Raw genomic sequence first — 18,703 nt, 5'->3', positions numbered from 1 at the left:
CGCACACACCGATGCGGATGTGTGTCGCGTGCCGTCGCACCCGACCCAAGCAGGAGCTGGTGCGGATCGTGCGCGACCCCGCCGGTGTCCGCGTCGACCAAAGTCAGCGCCTTCCCGGCCGGGGCGCCTACCTGTGCCCCGACCCGGCCTGCGTGGCGGCGGCGACCCGCCGCGGGGCGCGTGCCGTACGGCACGGGCTCAGAGGCGCAGATCTGCACGACGTTGAGGACGCATTGGCCGCGCTGGACGCGGCAGTGCGGACGGGAGGAGATCCCGAGTGAGCAACACGGTCAGAGTCTACGAGCTGTCCCGGGAGACCGGCCTCGCCAACAAAGAGGTCCTGCGTCGCCTGGCCGAGCTCGACATCGAGGCGTCCAGCCACTCCTCGTCGATCACGCTCGGTGACGCCCAGCGGTTCCGTGAATCGCTGGGTCGACGCACCACCGAGGACGATGAGGAGGAGCGCCGTCGCCGGGAGGAGGCACGGCGGCTGGCTGAGCTCGACCTGTCCGCGGTCGGTGCGCCGGAGCGGAAGAAGGCTGCCAAGGTCCTGCCGCCACACTTGCGGGCACAGCAGGAGGCCCAGGAGCAGGGCGAGGCGGCGGTGGCCGCCGCGGCGGCACCGACCGTCGAGGCGCCGCAACCCCCCGCAGAACCGGCGACGGCCGAGCCCATCGAGGAACCTGGGCCCGCCCTGGCCCCCGAGCCGCAGGCCCCGGCCGCCCGCACATCCACCGCCGAACCGCAGGCCCCGGCCGCGCGGATGCCCGGTGCCCCGCCCCCACCCGCTCCGGCGGGTGAGGCTCCGCGTCCCACCCCGCCTGGCGTGCGGATGCCCGGGGCGCCCCCGCCACCGACCGTCACGGGGCAGGTGCCGCGTGCCCGTCGCGTGGTCGAGCCCAGGCTGCCGCAGGAGGGATCGGGGCGCCGCTCGATCCCACCGCCGGTGCGCGCCGCTCCCACACGCCGTCCCAGCGAGCCCGGGCGTGGCGCGCCGGGCCGGCCGGCCGCACCCGGACGCCCGTCTTCGCCGTACCGCCAGCCGGTCGGGCGTGGGACGCCGGGCACGCCCACCCCATCGGCCCCGCCGGCGCCCGGGCGCGGCGCCCCCGGCGGCGCCCCGCCCGGGCGGGGCGCACCGCCCCGTCCCGCCGGGAAGAAGCGCAAGAAGGGGCGCAAGACCCAGCCCCAGGAGCAGGCGCTCGACTTCCAGCCACGGCAGCGACGTGACGAGCCGCTCGCCACCGACGTCGAGCGCGTCGAGGTCCTGTCGGGCATCACCGTCGACGAGCTCGCCAAGAAGCTCGACCTCTCCGGAGCGGCCCTCGTCAAGAAGCTGTTCCAGATGGGTGAGATGGTCACCGTGCAGCAGTCGCTGCCCGACGACACCGTCGAGATCCTCTGCGACGAGCTCGGCGTCGACGTGTACTTCGCGACCGAGCAGGAGCTCGAGTTCGGGATCGAAGAGCCAGATGACCCGGCCGACCTCGAGCCGCGGCCCCCGGTCGTCACGGTGATGGGTCACGTCGACCACGGCAAGACGTTGCTGCTGGACGCGATCCGCGAGGCCGACGTGGTGTCGGGTGAGGCCGGTGGCATCACCCAGCACATCGGCGCCTACCAGGTGCGCAAGGACGGCAAGCAGATCACGTTCATCGACACCCCCGGCCACGAGGCGTTCACCGCCATGCGGGCCCGCGGGGCGCAGATCACCGACATCGCCGTGCTGGTGGTCGCCGCCGACGACGGTGTGATGCCCCAGACGGTCGAGGCGATCAACCACGCCAAGGCCGCGAACGTCCCGATCGTGGTGGCGGTCAACAAGATGGACCTGCCGGGTGCCGATCCGGACAAGGTCAAGGGCCAGCTCACCGAGTACGGCCTGATCGCCGAGGACTACGGCGGGGACACGCCGACCATCCAGGTCTCGGCCAAAGCCAAGCAGGGCATCGACGAGCTCCTGGAGATCCTGCTGCTGCAGGCCGACCTGATGGAGCTGAGCGCCAACCCGAGGAAGGAAGCCCGCGGACGGGTGGTCGAGGCCCACCTCGACAAGGGCCGTGGCGCGGTGGCGACCGTCCTGGTCCAGGCGGGCACGCTCCACGTCGGGGACGTGGTCGTCGCCGGGGTCGCCGACGGCAAGGTCCGTGCCATGTTCGACGAGAAAGGCAGCCCGATCCACGAGGCGGGACCGGCCCGCCCCGTGCAGGTCCTGGGCTGGAACGACGTCCCCGAGGCCGGCGACGAGTTCCGGGTCGCCGACGAGGAACGCGTGGCCCGTGACATCGCCGAGCGTCGCGCCGAACGCCAGCGCCGCAAGGAGTTGGTCGAGCAGCAGCGTCCCAAGACGCTGGAGGATCTGGCCGCGGAGGTGGAGCGCGGCGAGGTTGCCAGGCTCAACCTGATCATCAAGGGCGACGTGTCCGGTTCGGTCGAGGCGCTCGACGACGCCCTCACCCAACTCGACGTGTCTGACCTGGACGGCCTGGTGGAGGTCCGTGTCGTGCACAAGGGCGTCGGTGCGGTCACCGCCAACGACGTCACGCTCGCCGAGGCGTCGGACGCCACGATCGTGGCGTTCAACGTCCGGCCTGACGCCAACGCGCGCGAGGCGATCGAGCGGAGCGGTGTGGACCTGCGCAGCTACCGCATCATCTACGAGGCCATCGAGGACATCGAGCGCGCCCTGAAGGGCATGCTCGGACCCGAGGTCCGCGAGGTCGTGCTCGGCGAGGCGGAGGTCCGCGAGATCTTCCGGGTCCCGCGCGCGGGGTTCGTGTTCGGCTGCATGGTCACCGACGGAGAGGTGCGACGGGGCAGCAGCGTGCGTGTCGTCCGCGAGGGCGTCGTCGTGGCCGACGATCGTGTCGAGTCGTTGCGTCGCTTCAAGGACGACGTGCGCGAGGTGTCCGCCGGGTACGAATGCGGCATCGGGCTGGCTCGGTTCCAGGACGTCAAGTCCGGTGACGTGCTCGAGGTCTACGAGGCGCGCGAGGTCGAGCGCGTCTGACCCGAGTTGACCTGTTCTGATCCACTCGAGGGATGTCGCATGGATCTTCCAGGCACGGAGCCTGGCACGGTCTTCATCGGCGTCGCGCGCGTCGAGCTGCACATCCCCGGTGTGGGGTCGCTCAAGGGCAAGCGCGCCGTGATGAACAAGCTCAAGGCCGCGCTGCAGCGTGAACTTGGATGCAGCGTGGCCGAGGTCGGCTTCCAGGACCTGTGGCAGCGTGCCGCGGTCGGGGTGGCAGCGGCCGCGTCGTCCCAGACCGGCGCGGAGCGGGTCCTCGATCGCATCGTCGCGGTGATCGAACGTGACCCTCGCGTGGTCGTGACCGCGATCCTCAACGATGTGGGGGAGGTCAGCTAATGCCCAAGCGAGGCAACCCGCGCGTGGAGCAGCGGGTGAAGGAGGCCGTGGCGGAACTCCTCGAGGAAGACATCTCCGACCCGCGGGTGTCCTACGTGACGGTGACCGACGTCCGTCTCACCGAGGACCACAAGCGCGCGACCGTGTACTACACGACGCTCGAGCCGGGCGTGCTGTCGCGCGACCCCAGTGGTGGCAGTGGCGCCGGCCTGCCGGACGCCGACGAAGCGGCCGCCGGGCTGGCGAGCGCCGCGCCCCGCGTCCAGGGTCTGCTGGCGCGGAGGGTCCGGCTGCGCAACACCCCGATCCTGGAGTTCGCGCCGGACGAGGTCGTCGCCGAAGGCCGGCGCATCGACGAGCTCCTGCGTCGGGTCGGTGGCGAGCAGGATGAGGGCGGTGACGGCGACGGTGATTGACCAGCAGCTGTCGTCGCGCGGACACGGCGACGCGCCGGGGTGGGCCAGCGAGATCCCCGCCGAAGCGTGGGACGCGACCATCGGCGTCCTCGAACGGGCCCGCAACGAGGGCCTGCTGGTCGGGTTGGCCTGTCACGCCGACCCCGACGGTGACGCGATCGGATCGTTGCTCGGCACGTACCTGTTCCTGCGACAGTGGGGCGTCAAGTCGGTCGCATCCTGGGGGAGCGACCCGTTCACGGTTCCGCCCCAGTACACGTTCCTGCCGGCCCTCGACCAGCTGGTCCCTCCACGCGACTTCCCCGACGCGCCCGACGTGCTGGTCACCTTCGACGCCGGCAGCTCCGAACGGTTGGGCCTGCTGGCCGGCGCCGTCGATCACGCCGGGACGGTGATCGTCGTCGACCACCACGAGAGCAACACCGGTTTCGGGGACATCAACCTGGTGGCCCCCCGCGCCGCAGCGACGGCGGTCCTCGTCGACGAGCTGATCCGTCGACTCGGCGGTCACCCCGACCGCGACATCGCCGCGTGCCTGTACACCGGCCTGGTCACCGACACCGGCCGCTTCCAGTACAAGAGCACCGATCGCTCGGCGATGGAGCTCGGCAGCCGGCTGATCGGTGAGGGGATCGACCACGCCGAGATGAACCGGCAGATGTTCGAGACGCACTCGTTCGGGTACCTCAAGGTCCTGGCCCGGGTCCTGGACCGCACCACGTTCGTGCCGGAGGCCAGCCTGGTGTACTCCTGGGTGGAGCAGTCGGACCTCGAGCGGTACGGGATGTCGCTGGAGGAGACCGAGGGCATCATCGATGTGCTGCGCACCGCCGACTCGGCCGAAGTGGCCATGATCATGAAGGAGCAGCCAGACGGCCGGTGGCGGGTGTCGTTCCGTGCCAAGGGCCGCACCGACGTCGCCGCGCTGGCCACCGACCTCGGTGGCGGCGGCCACCAGTTCATGGCCGGTTTCCACGCGGACGAGCCGCGTGATGCGATCATCGACGCGGTCGTCGAGCGACTCGCCGGGACATGACGTGGGCGGCTCGCGCGCAGTCACCATGAGCGACGGTGTCCTCGTCGTCGACAAGCCCGCGGCGATGGGATCCACCGACGTGGTCCGGGTGCTGCGCCGGGTGACACGGCAGCGACGTGTGGGGCACACCGGCACCCTCGACCCCGACGCCACCGGTGTGCTGGTGGTGTGCCTGGGGCGAGCCACCCGCCTGGTGCGGTTCCTGCAAGAGGGCCGCAAGGCCTACCTCGCGCGGGTCGCGTTCGGCGTGGAGACCACCACGCAGGACGCCAGCGGGCGGATCGTGGCGGAACGGTCGGCGGACGACGTCACCGAGGGCCGTCTCCGCCAGGCGCTGACCGGGTTCGTCGGCGACATCGAGCAGGTCCCCCCGATGGTGTCGGCGGTGAAAGTCGGCGGCGAACGGTTGTACGACAAGGCCCGGCGCGGTGAGGTCGTGCGACGCGAGCCACGCACGGTGACGATCCACGACATCGTCGTGGAATCGTTCGAACCCGGGGAGCGCGCACACGCGTCGTTGCTGGTGACGTGCTCCTCGGGGACCTACATCCGCACTCTCGCACACGACCTCGGCGGCGCACTCGGCTGCGGAGCGAGCCTCGCCAGGCTCCGCCGCTTGACCAACGGTGCGTTCACCGTGCACGACGCCCACGCCCTGACCGAGATCCAGGAAGCCGCCGAACACGGCGAGCTCCATCGGCTGGTCCTGACCATGGCCGAGGCGGTGCGGGGTCTGCCGTCGGTCGAGGTCGACGCCGAGACCGCACGGGCGGTCGCCACGGGACGCGGCTTGCCGCCCACAGGGATCCCGGGACCGATCGCGCTGCTGCACCGCGTCGGCGGCGAACCGACGCTCGTGGCGATCTACGCCGACGCCGACGGTCACGCTCGCGCGCAAGCGGTGTTCGTCCAACCCGCCGACCTGCAACGGTCGGAGAGCCGATGACGCCGCCCTCCGCCCCCGCGTCCGAGCGGGTGTGGCACGCACTGGACGAGGTCCAACGCGCCCCGTCGGTCGCGACGATCGGGTTCTTCGACGGCGTCCACCGTGGCCACCAGGCCATCTTCGACCGCGCAGTTGCCAGCGCCGAGCAACTCGGCCTGCGTGCGGTGGCGGTGACGTTCGACCGCCATCCCAGCGAGGTGCTCCGCCCGGGATCGCAGCCCCCGCTGCTGATGACCCGTGAACGGCGGGTGCGGACGCTGCTGCAGGTCGGCGCCGATCGCGTGCTGATCCTGCCGTTCACGTTGGAGTTGTCCCAGCTGGAGCCGACCGCCTTCGTCGACCAGGTGATGGTCGCCGTCCTCGACGTGCGCAAGGCGGTGGTGGGCAGCAACTTTCGCTTCGGTCACCGCGCCGGCGGGGACGTCTCGCTGTTGGCCGACCTCGGCACCGCCCACGGCTTCGACGTCGAGACCGTGCCGCTCCGCAGCCACCTCGACCGCCCGATCTCGTCGTCGACGATCCGCCAGAAGCTCGCCGACGGCGACGTGCGGTGGGTCGCGGAGGCGCTGGGCCGACCCCACGTGCTGGACGGGACGGTGGTCCGCGGTGACCGCCGCGGCCACCAGCTCGGTGTCCCGACGATCAACGTGGACGTACCGAAGCGGATGGCCTTCCCCGCGAACGGGGTGTACGCAGGCGACGTGGAGATCCCCGACGGGCACTGGCCTGCGGTGACCAGCGTCGGGACCCGGCCGACCTTCGGCGGCGAGACCGTCACCGTCGAGTCACACCTGCTGGACTTCGACGGTGACCTGTACGGGGCGCAGGTCTCGGTGGGGTTCACCCACCGTCTGCGCGACGAGCTGAAGTTCGACACGGTCGAGGACCTGGTCGCTGCCATGGAGGACGACATCCGCCACGCACGTGCCGTGCTGTCGATCGGCTGACCCGACCCTGACTGCTCGATCGTGGCCCCGCACGTGCCCATGTGGCTTGGCGTCGTCGCCGTCGCACCGTTGCACCCGCCGGGATCTGGTCCGAACGGGCCATGGAGACGCCGAGGTTCGGCGTCGACACCGTACGCATGCGACGAGTGCTCACGACCTTGCTGTCGGCGGCTGCCGCCGCCGCTGTCCTGTCCACCGCGGTCCCGGCCCACGCCGGGACGGAGTGGCGTTCGATCACCGGTGGCGTCGGGTGGCGACCGTGCAAGACGATCGTGGTGCACCCCAATCCGGCGGGTGGGCCGCCCACGTTCCTGCAGGAGCTCGCACAGTCCGTGCAGCGCATCAACGCCGCCACGGGCGTGTCCCTCCTGGCGGTGGGCGACCTGACGACCAAGACCGGGAAGGACCTCAACGACGGCCAGTTCGTCGCGTCGTTCACCGACCTGCCCGGCAGCGCTGCGGGGACCGCCTGGCTGAGTTGGACCACCAGCGGCGGAGTACCCCTGGAGATCGTGGCCGCCGACGTCGCCTTCGACGCCCCGGCGTTCGCCACGATGCCGCCTGAGCAGCGCATCGCGGTCACCATCCACGAGCTCGGTCACGCACTGGGCCTCGCGCACGTCGGCGACGCCCACGAGGCGCTGTCCAACGGCTTCGTCTACACCGGCGGGGTCGGGCCCGGCACCACCGAGGCGCTGCGCCGGCTGTACAACAACGGCGCGTGCACCGTGGGGGCGCGCATCGGCGACGGCCCCGATGGGCACGCGTGGAACCTCCCGGGTGACTACCGCGGCCAGGTGGGGTCGGTCACCCGCCGCGAGCTGGGGAACGGCGCGGGATCCGTGCGGGACCTGGGTGTGCACCTGGCGACCGCCTCCACGCAGGAGCGCGGACCAGGCTGGGCACGGGTCGCCGTCGTCTGCCGCGATGACGTCTTCGCCGACTGCCTCGCCGGTGCCGCCCTCGCCGGCAAGGACGGCCCGGTGGTGTTCGTGCCCGGCGGTGCGGGCGGAAGCTTGCCGTTGAACGTCCGGGCCGCCCTGCTGTCGGCCCTGCCACCGTCGGGGACCGTGTACGTGCTCGGCGGTGAGCAGGCCGTGTCCCGCGCGGTCGCCGACGCGTTGCGGGCCAGCTGGCCCGACACACGGCGGCTGTCCGGACCGAGCCGGATCGAGACCGCGGTCGCGGTGGCACGCGAAGTCGTGGCGCGCCGTGGCCGGGCCGGGGTGGCGCTCGTGGCCCGCGACGACGACCCGGCCGACGCCGTGACGGGCGGTGCCGCCGCCGGCACCCGGGGACTGCCGATCCTGCTCACGTCGAAGGCCGGTCTGCACGGCGCAACCGCCCAGGCGCTAGCCGAACTCGGCATCAGCCGCACGCTGATGCTCGGCGGCACCGCGGCCCTGGAGCGGCCCGTGGAGGATGCCCTGCGGGCGCAGGGACGCAACCCCGAACGCGTGTTCGGCCGGAGCCGGACGGAGACGTCGGTGGCGATCGCGCGTCACGGCGACCTGTGGGCGCGGACCAGCCTGCCCAAGCGGGCGGCGTTCGTTGGTCTGAACGGCTACCACGCGGAGACCTGGGCGCTGGCCTTGTCGGTCGCCCCGTTCGCCGCCTACCTCGACGCCCCGGTGCTGCTGACCACCGCCGCCGACGTGCCGATCGGAGCGCCGGTCGAAGGGCGGCCGGGCGAGCCGGGCTGGTACCTGTCCCATCTACTGGTGGCCGACGGTGCCAGTCCCGTGGACCTCACCTTCGTGTACGTGGGGATCGGCCGCTGGTCCGACCGCCACGCTGCAGAGAGCTTCCGTTCCTACGTCCTGCTCGGGGCGTAGCCCCGCGGCCTGGCGGGGCCGGCGGTTGCCGGTCGTGCGGGTCTGTGGAACACTGGACACGAGGCGGCGGTAGCCGCCTTCACCGTGCCCGTTCGGGCGCCTGGTTGAGTGAGACAGTCGAAGCGAGACAGTCGAACTGAACGATGAGCTCGTCGGGTTCCGACCCCATCGGATCCGGGGAGCCACCGGCGGTGCGACGACCAGGTCCGGTTTCCCCCGCATCGGCGCGCAGCCGAGCGCGGACGACCGGCGGCGCCTCGCAGGGTGCCGGGCGCGGCGGGACAGGGCCAGCAAGGAGGCGACGTGGCGGTCACGCTCGGCGACGACAGGCAAGCCATCATCGACAAGTTCGCGCGTCACGAGGGTGACACCGGGTCGCCGGAGGTGCAGGTCGCGCTGCTCACGGCGCGGATCAGCCACCTCACCGAGCACCTCAAGGCCCACCACAAGGATCACCACTCCCGTCGGGGCCTGCTGATGCTCGTCGGCCAGCGCAAACGCCTGCTCGGCTACCTGCGTGGAACCGACATCGAGCGCTACCGGGCGCTCATCGCGGAGCTCGGGCTCCGCCGCTGACCAACGACAACGAGGCCGGGTGACCGGGCCTCGTCACGAACCATACTGACGAGACGCGACTGACCATGAGGTATCCGACGCGCGTCGGTCGTCAGTGGAGACGGGTGAGAGCGCGGTCGGGGCCGAGGTGGGCTCCACCGGCGAACACTCAGACGCCTCCACTGAAGACCGGCGACCCGGACGGCCTCTCCCGGTCCGACAGGATCCGGGCCGGTGCAGACAGCGGTCCCATGCGGACCGCGGAAGGAGGCCCCCAGTGGGCAAGCTCGGCACAATCGAACACACCATCACCGTTGACGGCAGGACCCTGCGCTTCGAGGGCGCCAGGCTCGCTCAGCAGGCGGGTGGATCGGTCGTCGCGTCCATGGGTGACACCACCGTCCTGACCACCAGCACGGCCGGACCGGTCAAGGAGTTCCTGGGCTTCTTCCCTCTCACCGTCGACGTCGAGGAGCGCATGTACGCCGCCGGGAAGATCCCCGGCGGGTTCTTCAAACGCGAGGGGCGTCCGTCTGAGAACGCGATCCTCACCGCGCGGCTGATCGACCGTCCGCTGCGCCCGACGTTCGCTGACGGTCTGCGCAACGAGATCCAGATCGTCAACACCGTGCTGCAAACCGGACAGGTCGACCCCTACGACGTGGTGGCGATCAACGCGTCGTCGGTGTCGACGTTGCTGGCTGGGATCCCGTTCGACGGTCCGGTCGCTGCTGTGCGCTACGGCCTGCACCGTAACGGGACATGGGTGGCGTTCCCCACGTTCGAGGACCTCGACACCGACATCGTCTTCCAGATGGTCGTCGCCGGACGCGTCGACGAGCGCGGCGACGTGGCCATCCTGATGGTCGAGGCCGACACCACCGTGCACGCCTGGAAGCTGATCGAAGAGGGGGCGCCGGAGCCGACCGAAGAACTGATCGGCGATGGCTTGGAGCAGGTCAAGGCCGTCCTGCGCCAGTTGTGCGAGGCGCAAACGACGTTCGTCGAGGAGGTGGGGGCGCGGGAGACGTCGCCCGAGGACTTCCCGATCTTCGTCGACTACAGCGACGAGGTTCTGGCCCACGCCGCCCGCTTCGAGGACCGGCTGCGCGAGGCGTACACCCGTCCGGGGACCAAGAAGGAGAAGAACGCCTACGTCGCGGCGGTGCGTGACGAGGTCATCGCCGACGTGCGTCACAACGGTCCCGCCGACCTCGACGAGGATGAGCGGGGCAAGCAGGCCAAGCAGGCTTTCCGGAGCCTGGAGAAGACGGTCGTCCGCAGGCTCGTCAGCGAGACCGAGACGCGCGTGGACGGCCGCGGGCCGAGCGACATCCGGTCGTTGACCGCCGAGGTCAACGTCCTGGACAAGGTCCACGGGTCCAGCATCTTCGAGCGCGGCGAGACGCAGGTCGTCAACGTGCTGGCGCTGGGCGCGCTCCGCGAGTCCCAGCGGCTCGACACGCTCGCCCCCGAGGAGGAGAAGCGCTACATCCACCACTACAACATGCCGCCGTACTCCACGGGCGAGGCCGGCCGGATCGGCTCACCGAAGCGCCGCGAGATCGGTCACGGGCTCCTCGCCGAGCGTGCGCTGCTGCCGGTCATCCCCGATGAGGACGCCTGGCCGTACGCGATGCGGCTGGTGTCGGAGGTGGTCAGCTCCAACGGGTCGACGTCGATGGCCAGCGTCTGCGCATCGACGCTGTCGCTGATGGACGGCGGGGTGCCGATCCACGCCCCGGTCGCCGGGATCGCGATGGGGCTGATCAAGGAGGGCGACAGCTACACCACGCTGACCGACATCCAAGGGGTGGAGGACTTCTTCGGCGACATGGACTTCAAGGTCGCCGGCACGGAAAACCTCATCACCGCGTTGCAGCTCGACACCAAGCTCACCGGCATCCCGGCGGACGTCCTGGCGTCCGCACTGCTGCAGGCTCGCGAGGCGCGGCTGGAGATCCTCGAGGTGATGGTCGCCACGATCGCCGAGCCACGGACCGAGGTGAAGCCCAACGCCCCGCAGGTGATGACGATCCACATCCCGATGGACAAGATCGGCGAGGTGATCGGCCCCAAGGGGAAGATCATCCGCGAGATCACCGAGGAGACCGGCGCCGACATCGACGTGGACGACGACGGTGTCCGCGGGATCGTCCGCATCTACGCCGCGCAACGCGATCAAGCCGACGCCGCAGCCGACCGCGTCAACGCGATCGCGAACCCGGTCGTGCCCAAGGAGGGCGAGCGCTACCGCGGGACGGTCGTCAAGACCGTGGACTTCGGGGCGTTCGTGTCGCTCACGCCGGGCGTGGACGGCCTGCTGCACATCTCCAAGATCGGGCAGAAGGCCGGGAAGCGCCTCGACCACGCCGAGGAGGCGCTGTCGGTCGGCGACACCGTGTACGTCGAGGTCAAGGAGGTCCGCCCCGGCGGGAAGTACTCGCTGGACTTCGTCGACGAGGGCCTGGACGGCGACGGTGAACGCCGCGACGCAGGGGCCACGGCGCAAGCAGGCCCACGTCAAAGCGGCGAGGGCGGCGAACGCGACCGCGGCGACGACCGTGAGCGTGACCCCAGTGACGACCGTCAGCGTGACCGCGGACGGCGCGGGGGCGACCGCGGCGACGAAGGCGGACGCGTCCGCACCCGGACCCGCAGCCGCGAGTAGACCCGCCTGGCGCGAGCATCCGGAGGCGCCCGCTGCAGCGCCCGCGACTGCCCGCGACCTGGCCCGCGACCTGGCCCGCGACCCGGCCCGCGACCTGGGAGGACAGGTGGACGTCGTACGCACGCAACTCGACAACGGCATACAGGTCGTCACCGAACCGATGCCCGCCGTGCGCTCGACCGCGATCGGTTTCTGGATCCGGGTCGGTTCACGAGACGAACGCGGCCCCGGCGACGGCCGGGCGGGCGATGACACCGGCGCGTCCCACTTCCTCGAACATCTGCTGTTCAAGGGGACGGCCGGCAGGAGCGCCAAGGACATCGCCGCGGCGCTCGACGCCGTCGGTGGTGACCTCAACGCCTTCACCTCCAAGGAGTACACCTGCTTCTACGCGCGGGTGTTGGACCGCGACCTGCCGGTGGCTGCCGACGTGCTCGCCGACATGATCCGCTCGGCCACCATCGCCGCGGCCGACGTCGACCAGGAACGCCAGGTGGTCCTCGAGGAGATCAACATCCACGTCGACACCCCCGAGGACCTGGTGCACTCCGACTTCGCCGACGTGGTCCTGCGCGGCCATCCGCTGGCGCGGGAGGTGCTGGGCACAGCCGAATCCATCGCGGCGATGAACCGCGACCAGGTGTACGGCTACTACGAGTCCTACTACCGGCCATCGAACCTGACCGTGGCGGTCGCGGGCAGCGTCGACCACGACGCGGTCGTCGCCCTGGTGGACGGTTTCGCCGGGGACCTGGGCCGCCCGGGCGGCGACCGACCGGAGCGTCACCCGCCGCAGCGGTACGGCGCCGGTGACGTCAACGTCCGCCACCGCCCGACCGAGCAGGCCCACGTGGTGCTCGGCGGACGGGGACTGCCCCGCGACGACGACCGGCGGTTCGCGCTCCTGGTCGCCAACGCGCTCCTCGGTGGGGGGATGTCGTCCCGGCTGTTCCAGGAGGTGCGTGAACAGCGCGGCCTGGCGTACTCCACGTACAGCTACCACGCGTCCTACGCCGACGGCGGCTACTGGGGGACCTACGCCGGGACGACCCCGGCCAAGACCGACGAGCTGCTGAAGGTCCTGCGCGAACAGCTCGACCGCCTCCCCGACACGCTCGACGCCGAGGAGGTCGCCCGAGCCAAGGGCAACGTCAAGGGCGGGATGGTGCTCGGGTTGGAGGACACCGGCTCCCGGATGACCCGGCTCGGGAAGATGGTGTGTACCGACGTGGACCTGATCGGCGTCGAGGAGACGCTGCAGCGCATCGACGCGGTCGACGTCGATCAGGTCCGCGCCGTCATCGAGGAGCTGTACGCGCCACCACGCTGTCTGGCGGTGGTCGGCCCGTTCGACGACGGCGATCGTTTCGGCGAGGTCGTGGCCGACTGATCCGTCGAGGTCGCTGCGTCCTGCCGTGGCGCCTAGCCTGTGGCACGGTCGCGGCGGGAGGTCGACGCACATGGTCAGGGTCGGCGTCGCCGGCGCGAGGGGCCGGATGGGGCGGACCGTCTGTCAGGCTGTCGCGGACGCCGACGGCCTCGACCTCGTCGCCCGGATCGATCAGGGCGACGACCGGCGTGACCTGGCCGACGCCGGGGCGGAGGTCGTGGTCGATTTCACGACGCCGGCTGCCGTCGGCGAGAACGTGACCTGGTACCTCGAACATGGGCTGCATGCCGTGGTCGGGACCACCGGGTGGACCGACGACGACCTCGCGCGTTGGCGGCAACGGTCCGACGCGGGGTCGGCCAACGCCATGGTCGCGCCGAACTTCGCGCTCGGCGCGGTCCTGCTGATGCACCTGGCGCAGACCGCATCGCGGCACCTGCCCCACGTGGAGGTGATCGAGCTGCACCACGACGGCAAGTCCGACGCTCCCAGCGGGACCGCGCTGCGGACCGCTGGGCTGCTGGCCCGGGCCCGTCGCGACGCACCCAAGCCGGTCCTGGGTGACGACGAGCATCCGGGGGCGCGTGGAGCCGAGGCGGACGGCATCCGCATCCACGCCATCCGCTTGCCCGGCCTGGTCGCCCACCAGGAGGTCCTGTTCGGCGCCGAGGGCCAGACGCTGTCCATCCGGCACGACACGGTCGACCGAACCGCGTTCATGCCCGGTGTCCTCCTCGCCATCCGTGAGGTGCCGAACCGACGGGGGCTGACCGTCGGGCTCGAGCACCTCCTCGACCTTGGAGAACCATGAACACCGACCGCTCCCCGGGCGTGCAACCGCCCGTCCCCCCGCCCGCCACCGACCCCCGCCAGATCCAGCCCAGCCCGGAGTCGTACGCCCGGGCCATCCGCCAGTTCGCGGCCAGCGGCGAGCCGGACAAGAGCCGCGCCGTGCTGGAGCGCATGCGTGCCGCGGGATTGACACCCACACGCGACCACTACGGCGTCCTGCTGGAGGCCTACACCCGGGCGAGACACATCGACGGGGCGCACCAGGTCATCCGCGAGATGCGCGCCGACGGCATCGCACCGAGCGACGAGGACTACGCCCAGCTTGTCCGGAGCCTCGCGCGGGCCGGCCGGCTGGGCGACGCGGCGAACCTGCTCGAGGCGATGAGCGCCGAGGGCATCCGCTTGAAGCCGGAGACCGCCCGCGACCTCCTCGCCGTCTACCTGGCTGCGGGCAAGCTGCGCATCGCCCGCCAGCTCCTCGGGCAGGTCTCGAGCGCCGGCCTGACTGCACGCCCCGCCGACTACGACGGTCTGCTGGCTGCCTACCTCAAGCAGGCCGCAGCGCGGCCGGTCGACGAGATCATCGGGCAGATGCTCGATGCCGGGATCATTCCCGCCCCCGGCCGGGTGGAAGCGGCCGTCGCGGTCTTCGTCAAGGCCGGGGACCTGGACCGTGCAGCACAACTGCTGGACCGCATCGCGGAGGTCGGCGCGCCGGGGAACGCGCAGGCGCACGCCCACCTGCTCCGCGGGTACGCCGCCGCTGGCCGGCTCGACGACGTGGCGCGCCTCCGCAAGCGTATGCAGGCGGTGGGCGTCCCGGTCACGACCGTGCACCGCAACGCGATCCTCGCCGCGGCCCTCGAGTCAGGCGACCTGGAACAGGCGTGGCGGGCCGCCGAGGACCTCGCCGAGGCCGGGCAGGTCCCGACCACCGCCAACGTTCAGCGGCTGTTCAACCTGTCGATGTCGGCGTCGGCTCCCGATCGAGCAGCCGGGGCGCTCGAGTGGATGCTGATCCTGGGGATGCAGCCCCAACCCGGGCACGTGGTCGCCGCTGTCACCGCGTACGTCCGCGGCGGTCGCCTCGACGAAGCCGAAGCGCTGCTGGACCGGCTGCGACGCGCAGGCGTCCCCGTCGAGGGCCGCCACGAACGGCTCCTGCTGGGCGGATACGTCCGCGCTGGCCGGATCGCCGAGGCCCTGGGGCTCGCCGAGCGGCTCCTGGCCGCCGGCGCGCTGGACCAGCGTTCGATCGGGACGTTGCTGTCGCGCCTGTCGGGCAAGCGGCCCGAGGACGCGGTCGCGCTCCTGGACCGGGTCGTGGCGGCAGGCATCGCTCCACCGACCACCCACGCTGGTGACGTGATCTCGACGCTGGTACGGCGCAAACGACTCGACGACGCACGCGCGCTGCTCGAGCGCCTGGTCGCCGCCGGCGTGCCGATTACCGAGCCGCGCTACCGCGAGCTGATGTGGGAGTACGCCAAGAAGGGCAAGGCCGCGCAGACCAAGGCGTTGCTGGAGCTGATGACGACCGCGGGCATCGACGCGGACGACCGCCACCACGCGGCGGTGCGCTGGGCGACGGGGGAGACCCCGCGCCAGCTCGGCGAGGAGCCCGATACCGCCGTCACTGGTTTCGACGCGACCGGTCGCGGCGACCACGTACCGCAGGGCGTCTCCGCCGACCAGCCGGGCCCCGGCCCCGCCGAACCGGCCCGAGGCGCCCCGGGGGGCGAGCCGTCGCCCCCGGGCGAGTCGGGACGGGCCGAGCCGGCGGCCGCCGCGGAGGACCAGTCACCGCCTCCCGCTGAGCCACCGGCCGAGCCGGCGAGCGTGTCGCAGCACGCGCCTCCGGCGCCGGCCCAGCCAGCCGACCAGGACGAAGCGGCGGACACTGCCCAGGAAGAGACGCTCGTCGAGCCGGTGACGCCGCCGGGCGACGTCGAAGACGAACCCGCCAGACCACAGGCCGACGAGTTCGTGATGATCGTCGCCCCGACCGACGCCGAGACCGCCGACGCCCGACTCGACGAGTGGCTGTCGCAGCGGGGCATCACCCGCGACGACATCCCCGTGGACGACGTGCATGCAGACAGCGTGCGTGCCTTCGGCGACGCGGAGTTCCGCCGGTACCGCATCCGCGCCCGGTGGGTCACCGAGCACCCGCCGACCAAGTAGAGCGTCACTGTCGAAGACCGGGGCGCGACACCTGCCCGGACGACCGGCGCCCTGCGCCGGACCGGAGCCCCGTTGGAGGCGTGGAGCGTCGACGGTGATGGCGAACGGTGGAAGGCGCACTGGACTTGCGTGCAGCCTCAATTGGAGTCGGCGCTGGATGGGCTGTTCTCGCCGGTGAGGATGGGGTCGAAGACGGTTGAGACGCCCACGTCGAGTAGCGGCTCCATGACGCCGTCACCTGAGTCGTCGATCCAGTCGAAGTTGCCCGCGCTCAGGATGGTGTCGCGGATCAGTTGAACGTCCGACGCGCTGTTGGGATTGTTCCTGCTGGCCAGAAGCGCCGCAGCGCCGGCGACATGCGGCGAGGCCATCGACGTGCCGCTGTAGGTGGCGTAGCCGTCGGCAGGAGCGCCGCTCGTATCAAGCTCGCGGGGCACCGTCGACAGGATGCACACGCCCGGGGCAGCGACCTCGACCGTCGTGCCCCAGTTGCTGAAGTCCGCGAGTGTGTCGTCCTGGTCCTTCCGGCAGGTCGATGCTCCGACGTGACCGGGCTCGCCGTCAAAGTCGGCGAGAGCCGACACGGTGATGACGTCCTTGTGGTTGGCGGGCGAGAAATCGTTGGCGTCCGCGTCGTCGTTGCCGGCGGCGACCGCGTAGACGACGCCCTTTGCGACCGAGCCGGAGATGGCCCTGTCCAACGCGCTACTGGAGCATTCGCAGCCGAGGCTCATGTTGGCGACTTCGATCGTCTTGGCCCTGGCGGTGACCCAATCGACTCCGGCCGCCACCTGCGACATCCACCCGGTGCCGTTCGCGGTGAGGACCTTGACGGCCCACAGCCGCGCCCCTGGGGCCACGCCCACCACGCCATCGTTGTCGTCTATGGCGCCCACCGTCCCGGCCACGTGCGTGCCGTGACCGTTGTCGTCGTCGTAGCCGCCGCCCGAGCAGGAAGGGAACAGCCCGACGAGGCTGGTGCAGCGCGCCCCGCCAACCACGTTCAGCTCGTCGGGCCGATCGTCGTCGATGCCGGTGTCGATGATCGCCACGTCGACGTTGACGGCGTCGGCGTTGGAGCCATCGATGCCGATGTTGGCGTTTTCATCGGCGAAGATACGCCGTACCCCGGTCGGAATCGCCTGGTTGAAGATGCCGATCCGCTGGTCGAGCTCGACGAAGTCGACGCGTCGGTCCGACTGCATGCCTCGGATGGCCTCCGCCGGCAACCTGCCGGCGAAGCCCTTCAAGGCGTGCTCGTAGACGAATCGGACCTCGCCGTCGTGGCGTCGCGCCATGTCCCGTGCGGCACCGCGCGGGTCGCGGACGGTGTCGTGGAACACCACGATCACGTCCTCGCGTCGCGAGGCATCCGACGGTGATGCGGCGAGCGCGGTGCTCGTCATGCTCAGCATCAACGCAGCGGCAAGCTGGCCGACGACGGCCGCCCGGCAAGTGACACCCATGGTTTGCCCCCAAGCTCTACAGAAAGGAGCGCCAGACGCGCGAATGTAACATAGCGCCTGTTCTAGGCATCCTTGGTGCGTCCGTGCCGCGTCGGCAGTGACCGGTTGGTGTAACCGAGTGATCGGAATTCGGGATTGTTGACGTCCCGCTCCGACGTCGGGGCCACCGCGTGAGGTTCGGCGTGTCCGGCCAGTGCACGCTGAGGAGGTCACACGACGGCCTTGACGAGGAGGTCACAAGACGGCCTTGTCCACTCTGTCTTCACCGAGCTTGTCAGCCGACCCCACCCCCAGGCTGGAGCCGCGTCGGGGGCCAGCTCTCGGAGGTCCGACATTGAGCGCGACGGCCTGACTGCACGCCCCGCCGACTACGACGGTCTGCTGGCTGGCTACCTCAAGCAGGCCGCAGCGCGGCCGGTCGACGAGATCATCGGGCAGATGCTCGATGCCGGGATCGTTCCCGCCCCCGGCCGGGTGGAAGCGGCCGGTCTTCGTCAAGGCCGGGGACCTGGACCGTGCCGCACAACTGCTGGACCGCATCGCGGAGGTCGGCGCGCCGGGGAACACGCAGGCGCACGCCCAAACGCTCCGCGGTACGCCGCCGCTGGCCGGCTCGACGACGTGGCGCGCCTCCGCAAGCGTATGCAGGCGGTGGGCGTCCCGGTCACGACCGTGCACCGCAACGCGATCCTCGCCGCGGCCATCGAGTCGGGCGACCTGGAACAGGCGTGGCGGGCCGCCGCGGCGCCGCAGGACGAGTCACCGCCTCCCGCTGAACCACCGGCCGAACCGGCGAGCGTGTCGCAGCACGCGCCTCCGGCGCCGGCCCAGCCAGCCGACCAGGACGAAGCGGCGGACACTGCCCAGGAAGAGACGCTCGTCGAGCCGGTGACGCCGCCGGGCGACGTCGAAGACGAACCGCCAGACCACAGGCCGACGAGTTCGTGATGATCGTCGCCCCGACCGACGCCGAGACCGCCGACGCCCGACTCGACGAGTGGCTGTCGCAGCGGGGCATCACCCGCGACGACATCCCCGTGGACGACGTGCATGCAGACAGCGTGCGTGCCTTCGGCGACGCGGAGTTCCGCCGCT

15 protein-coding genes are annotated in these 18,703 nt (G+C 71.2%); 14 read left to right on the top strand and 1 reads right to left on the bottom strand.

What is annotated here, in order from left to right:
• The first annotated feature begins 11 nt into the window (after positions 1-11).
• The 13 genes from KY462_13210 (at position 12) to KY462_13150 (ending at position 16,142) form a co-directional block, all read left to right on the top strand.
• On the top strand, positions 12-281 hold the full coding sequence (locus tag KY462_13210; GenBank protein MBW3578672.1) for a YlxR family protein: 270 nt from the start codon (positions 12-14) through the stop codon (positions 279-281).
• Entirely contained in the window at positions 278-3,010 is a 2,733-nt protein-coding gene (gene infB, locus KY462_13205; GenBank protein ID MBW3578671.1) for a translation initiation factor IF-2, read from the top strand. The genes KY462_13210 and infB overlap by 4 nt, the downstream gene beginning before the upstream one ends.
• Positions 3,011-3,049: 39 nt before the next feature.
• Complete coding sequence (locus KY462_13200) at positions 3,050-3,370, top strand: DUF503 domain-containing protein (GenBank protein ID MBW3578670.1); 321 nt, start codon at positions 3,050-3,052, stop codon at positions 3,368-3,370.
• Positions 3,370-3,786, top strand: a complete 417-nt coding sequence (gene rbfA / locus KY462_13195; GenBank protein ID MBW3578669.1) for a 30S ribosome-binding factor RbfA — start codon at positions 3,370-3,372, stop codon at positions 3,784-3,786. The genes KY462_13200 and rbfA overlap by 1 nt, the downstream gene beginning before the upstream one ends.
• Positions 3,767-4,822, top strand: coding sequence for a bifunctional oligoribonuclease/PAP phosphatase NrnA (locus tag KY462_13190; protein MBW3578668.1), 1,056 nt, complete (start codon positions 3,767-3,769; stop codon positions 4,820-4,822). The genes rbfA and KY462_13190 overlap by 20 nt, the downstream gene beginning before the upstream one ends.
• 25 nt (positions 4,823-4,847) lie before the next feature.
• Positions 4,848-5,768 carry a tRNA pseudouridine(55) synthase TruB gene (gene truB / locus KY462_13185; protein ID MBW3578667.1) on the top strand — a complete coding sequence of 307 codons (921 nt, stop codon included), beginning with the start codon at positions 4,848-4,850 and terminating at the stop codon, positions 5,766-5,768.
• Complete coding sequence (locus KY462_13180; protein ID MBW3578666.1) at positions 5,765-6,715, top strand: bifunctional riboflavin kinase/FAD synthetase; 951 nt, start codon at positions 5,765-5,767, stop codon at positions 6,713-6,715. Before truB ends, KY462_13180 begins: the two co-directional genes overlap by 4 nt.
• A gap of 101 nt (positions 6,716-6,816) precedes the next feature.
• Positions 6,817-8,550, top strand: a complete 1,734-nt coding sequence (locus KY462_13175) for a cell wall-binding repeat-containing protein (GenBank protein ID MBW3578665.1) — start codon at positions 6,817-6,819, stop codon at positions 8,548-8,550.
• A gap of 303 nt (positions 8,551-8,853) precedes the next feature.
• Entirely contained in the window at positions 8,854-9,126 is a 273-nt protein-coding gene (gene rpsO / locus KY462_13170; protein MBW3578664.1) for a 30S ribosomal protein S15, read from the top strand.
• A gap of 256 nt (positions 9,127-9,382) precedes the next feature.
• Positions 9,383-11,776, top strand: coding sequence for a polyribonucleotide nucleotidyltransferase (locus KY462_13165; protein ID MBW3578663.1), 2,394 nt, complete (start codon positions 9,383-9,385; stop codon positions 11,774-11,776).
• Between the two features lie 160 nt (positions 11,777-11,936).
• Positions 11,937-13,166: an insulinase family protein gene (locus tag KY462_13160; GenBank protein MBW3578662.1), complete on the top strand. Its 1,230-nt coding sequence runs from the start codon at positions 11,937-11,939 to the stop codon at positions 13,164-13,166.
• 70 nt (positions 13,167-13,236) lie between these two features.
• Positions 13,237-13,977, top strand: coding sequence for a 4-hydroxy-tetrahydrodipicolinate reductase (gene dapB, locus KY462_13155; protein MBW3578661.1), 741 nt, complete (start codon positions 13,237-13,239; stop codon positions 13,975-13,977).
• Positions 13,974-16,142, top strand: a complete 2,169-nt coding sequence (locus KY462_13150; protein MBW3578660.1) for a hypothetical protein — start codon at positions 13,974-13,976, stop codon at positions 16,140-16,142. The genes dapB and KY462_13150 overlap by 4 nt, the downstream gene beginning before the upstream one ends.
• Positions 16,143-16,279: 137 nt before the next feature.
• Here the strand turns inward: KY462_13150 and KY462_13145 are convergent, their stop codons facing one another.
• Positions 16,280-17,608 carry a S8 family serine peptidase gene (locus tag KY462_13145; protein MBW3578659.1) on the bottom strand — a complete coding sequence of 443 codons (1,329 nt, stop codon included), beginning with the start codon at positions 17,606-17,608 and terminating at the stop codon, positions 16,280-16,282.
• A gap of 621 nt (positions 17,609-18,229) precedes the next feature.
• Here KY462_13145 and KY462_13140 point away from each other — a divergent pair.
• Positions 18,230-18,556 carry a hypothetical protein gene (locus KY462_13140; protein ID MBW3578658.1) on the top strand — a complete coding sequence of 109 codons (327 nt, stop codon included), beginning with the start codon at positions 18,230-18,232 and terminating at the stop codon, positions 18,554-18,556.
• The last annotated feature ends 147 nt before the right edge of the window (positions 18,557-18,703 follow it).

Source organism: Actinomycetota bacterium, from assembly GCA_019347675.1.
In the GTDB taxonomy this organism is placed as follows: domain Bacteria; phylum Actinomycetota; class Nitriliruptoria; order Nitriliruptorales; family JAHWKO01; genus JAHWKW01.
The sequence above is the reverse complement of the archived record's forward strand: the minus strand, read 5'-3'. Positions and strand labels throughout refer to the sequence as shown.

What these genes read in the sequence shown, in the direction of transcription:
- KY462_13210 (MBW3578672.1), top strand. Translation starts at nt 12, where the DNA reads ATGCGGATGTGTGTCGCGTGCCGTCGCACCCGACCCAAGCAGGAGCTG.
- KY462_13200 (MBW3578670.1), top strand. Translation starts at nt 3,050, where the DNA reads ATGGATCTTCCAGGCACGGAGCCTGGCACGGTCTTCATCGGCGTCGCG.
- rbfA (MBW3578669.1), top strand. Translation starts at nt 3,370, where the DNA reads ATGCCCAAGCGAGGCAACCCGCGCGTGGAGCAGCGGGTGAAGGAGGCC.
- truB (MBW3578667.1), top strand. Translation starts at nt 4,848, where the DNA reads ATGAGCGACGGTGTCCTCGTCGTCGACAAGCCCGCGGCGATGGGATCC.
- KY462_13180 (MBW3578666.1), top strand. Translation starts at nt 5,765, where the DNA reads ATGACGCCGCCCTCCGCCCCCGCGTCCGAGCGGGTGTGGCACGCACTG.
- KY462_13175 (MBW3578665.1), top strand. Translation starts at nt 6,817, where the DNA reads ATGGAGACGCCGAGGTTCGGCGTCGACACCGTACGCATGCGACGAGTG.
- KY462_13160 (MBW3578662.1), top strand. Translation starts at nt 11,937, where the DNA reads ATGCCCGCCGTGCGCTCGACCGCGATCGGTTTCTGGATCCGGGTCGGT.
- dapB (MBW3578661.1), top strand. Translation starts at nt 13,237, where the DNA reads ATGGTCAGGGTCGGCGTCGCCGGCGCGAGGGGCCGGATGGGGCGGACC.
- KY462_13150 (MBW3578660.1), top strand. Translation starts at nt 13,974, where the DNA reads ATGAACACCGACCGCTCCCCGGGCGTGCAACCGCCCGTCCCCCCGCCC.
- KY462_13145 (MBW3578659.1), bottom strand. Translation starts at nt 17,608, where the DNA reads ATGGGTGTCACTTGCCGGGCGGCCGTCGTCGGCCAGCTTGCCGCTGCG.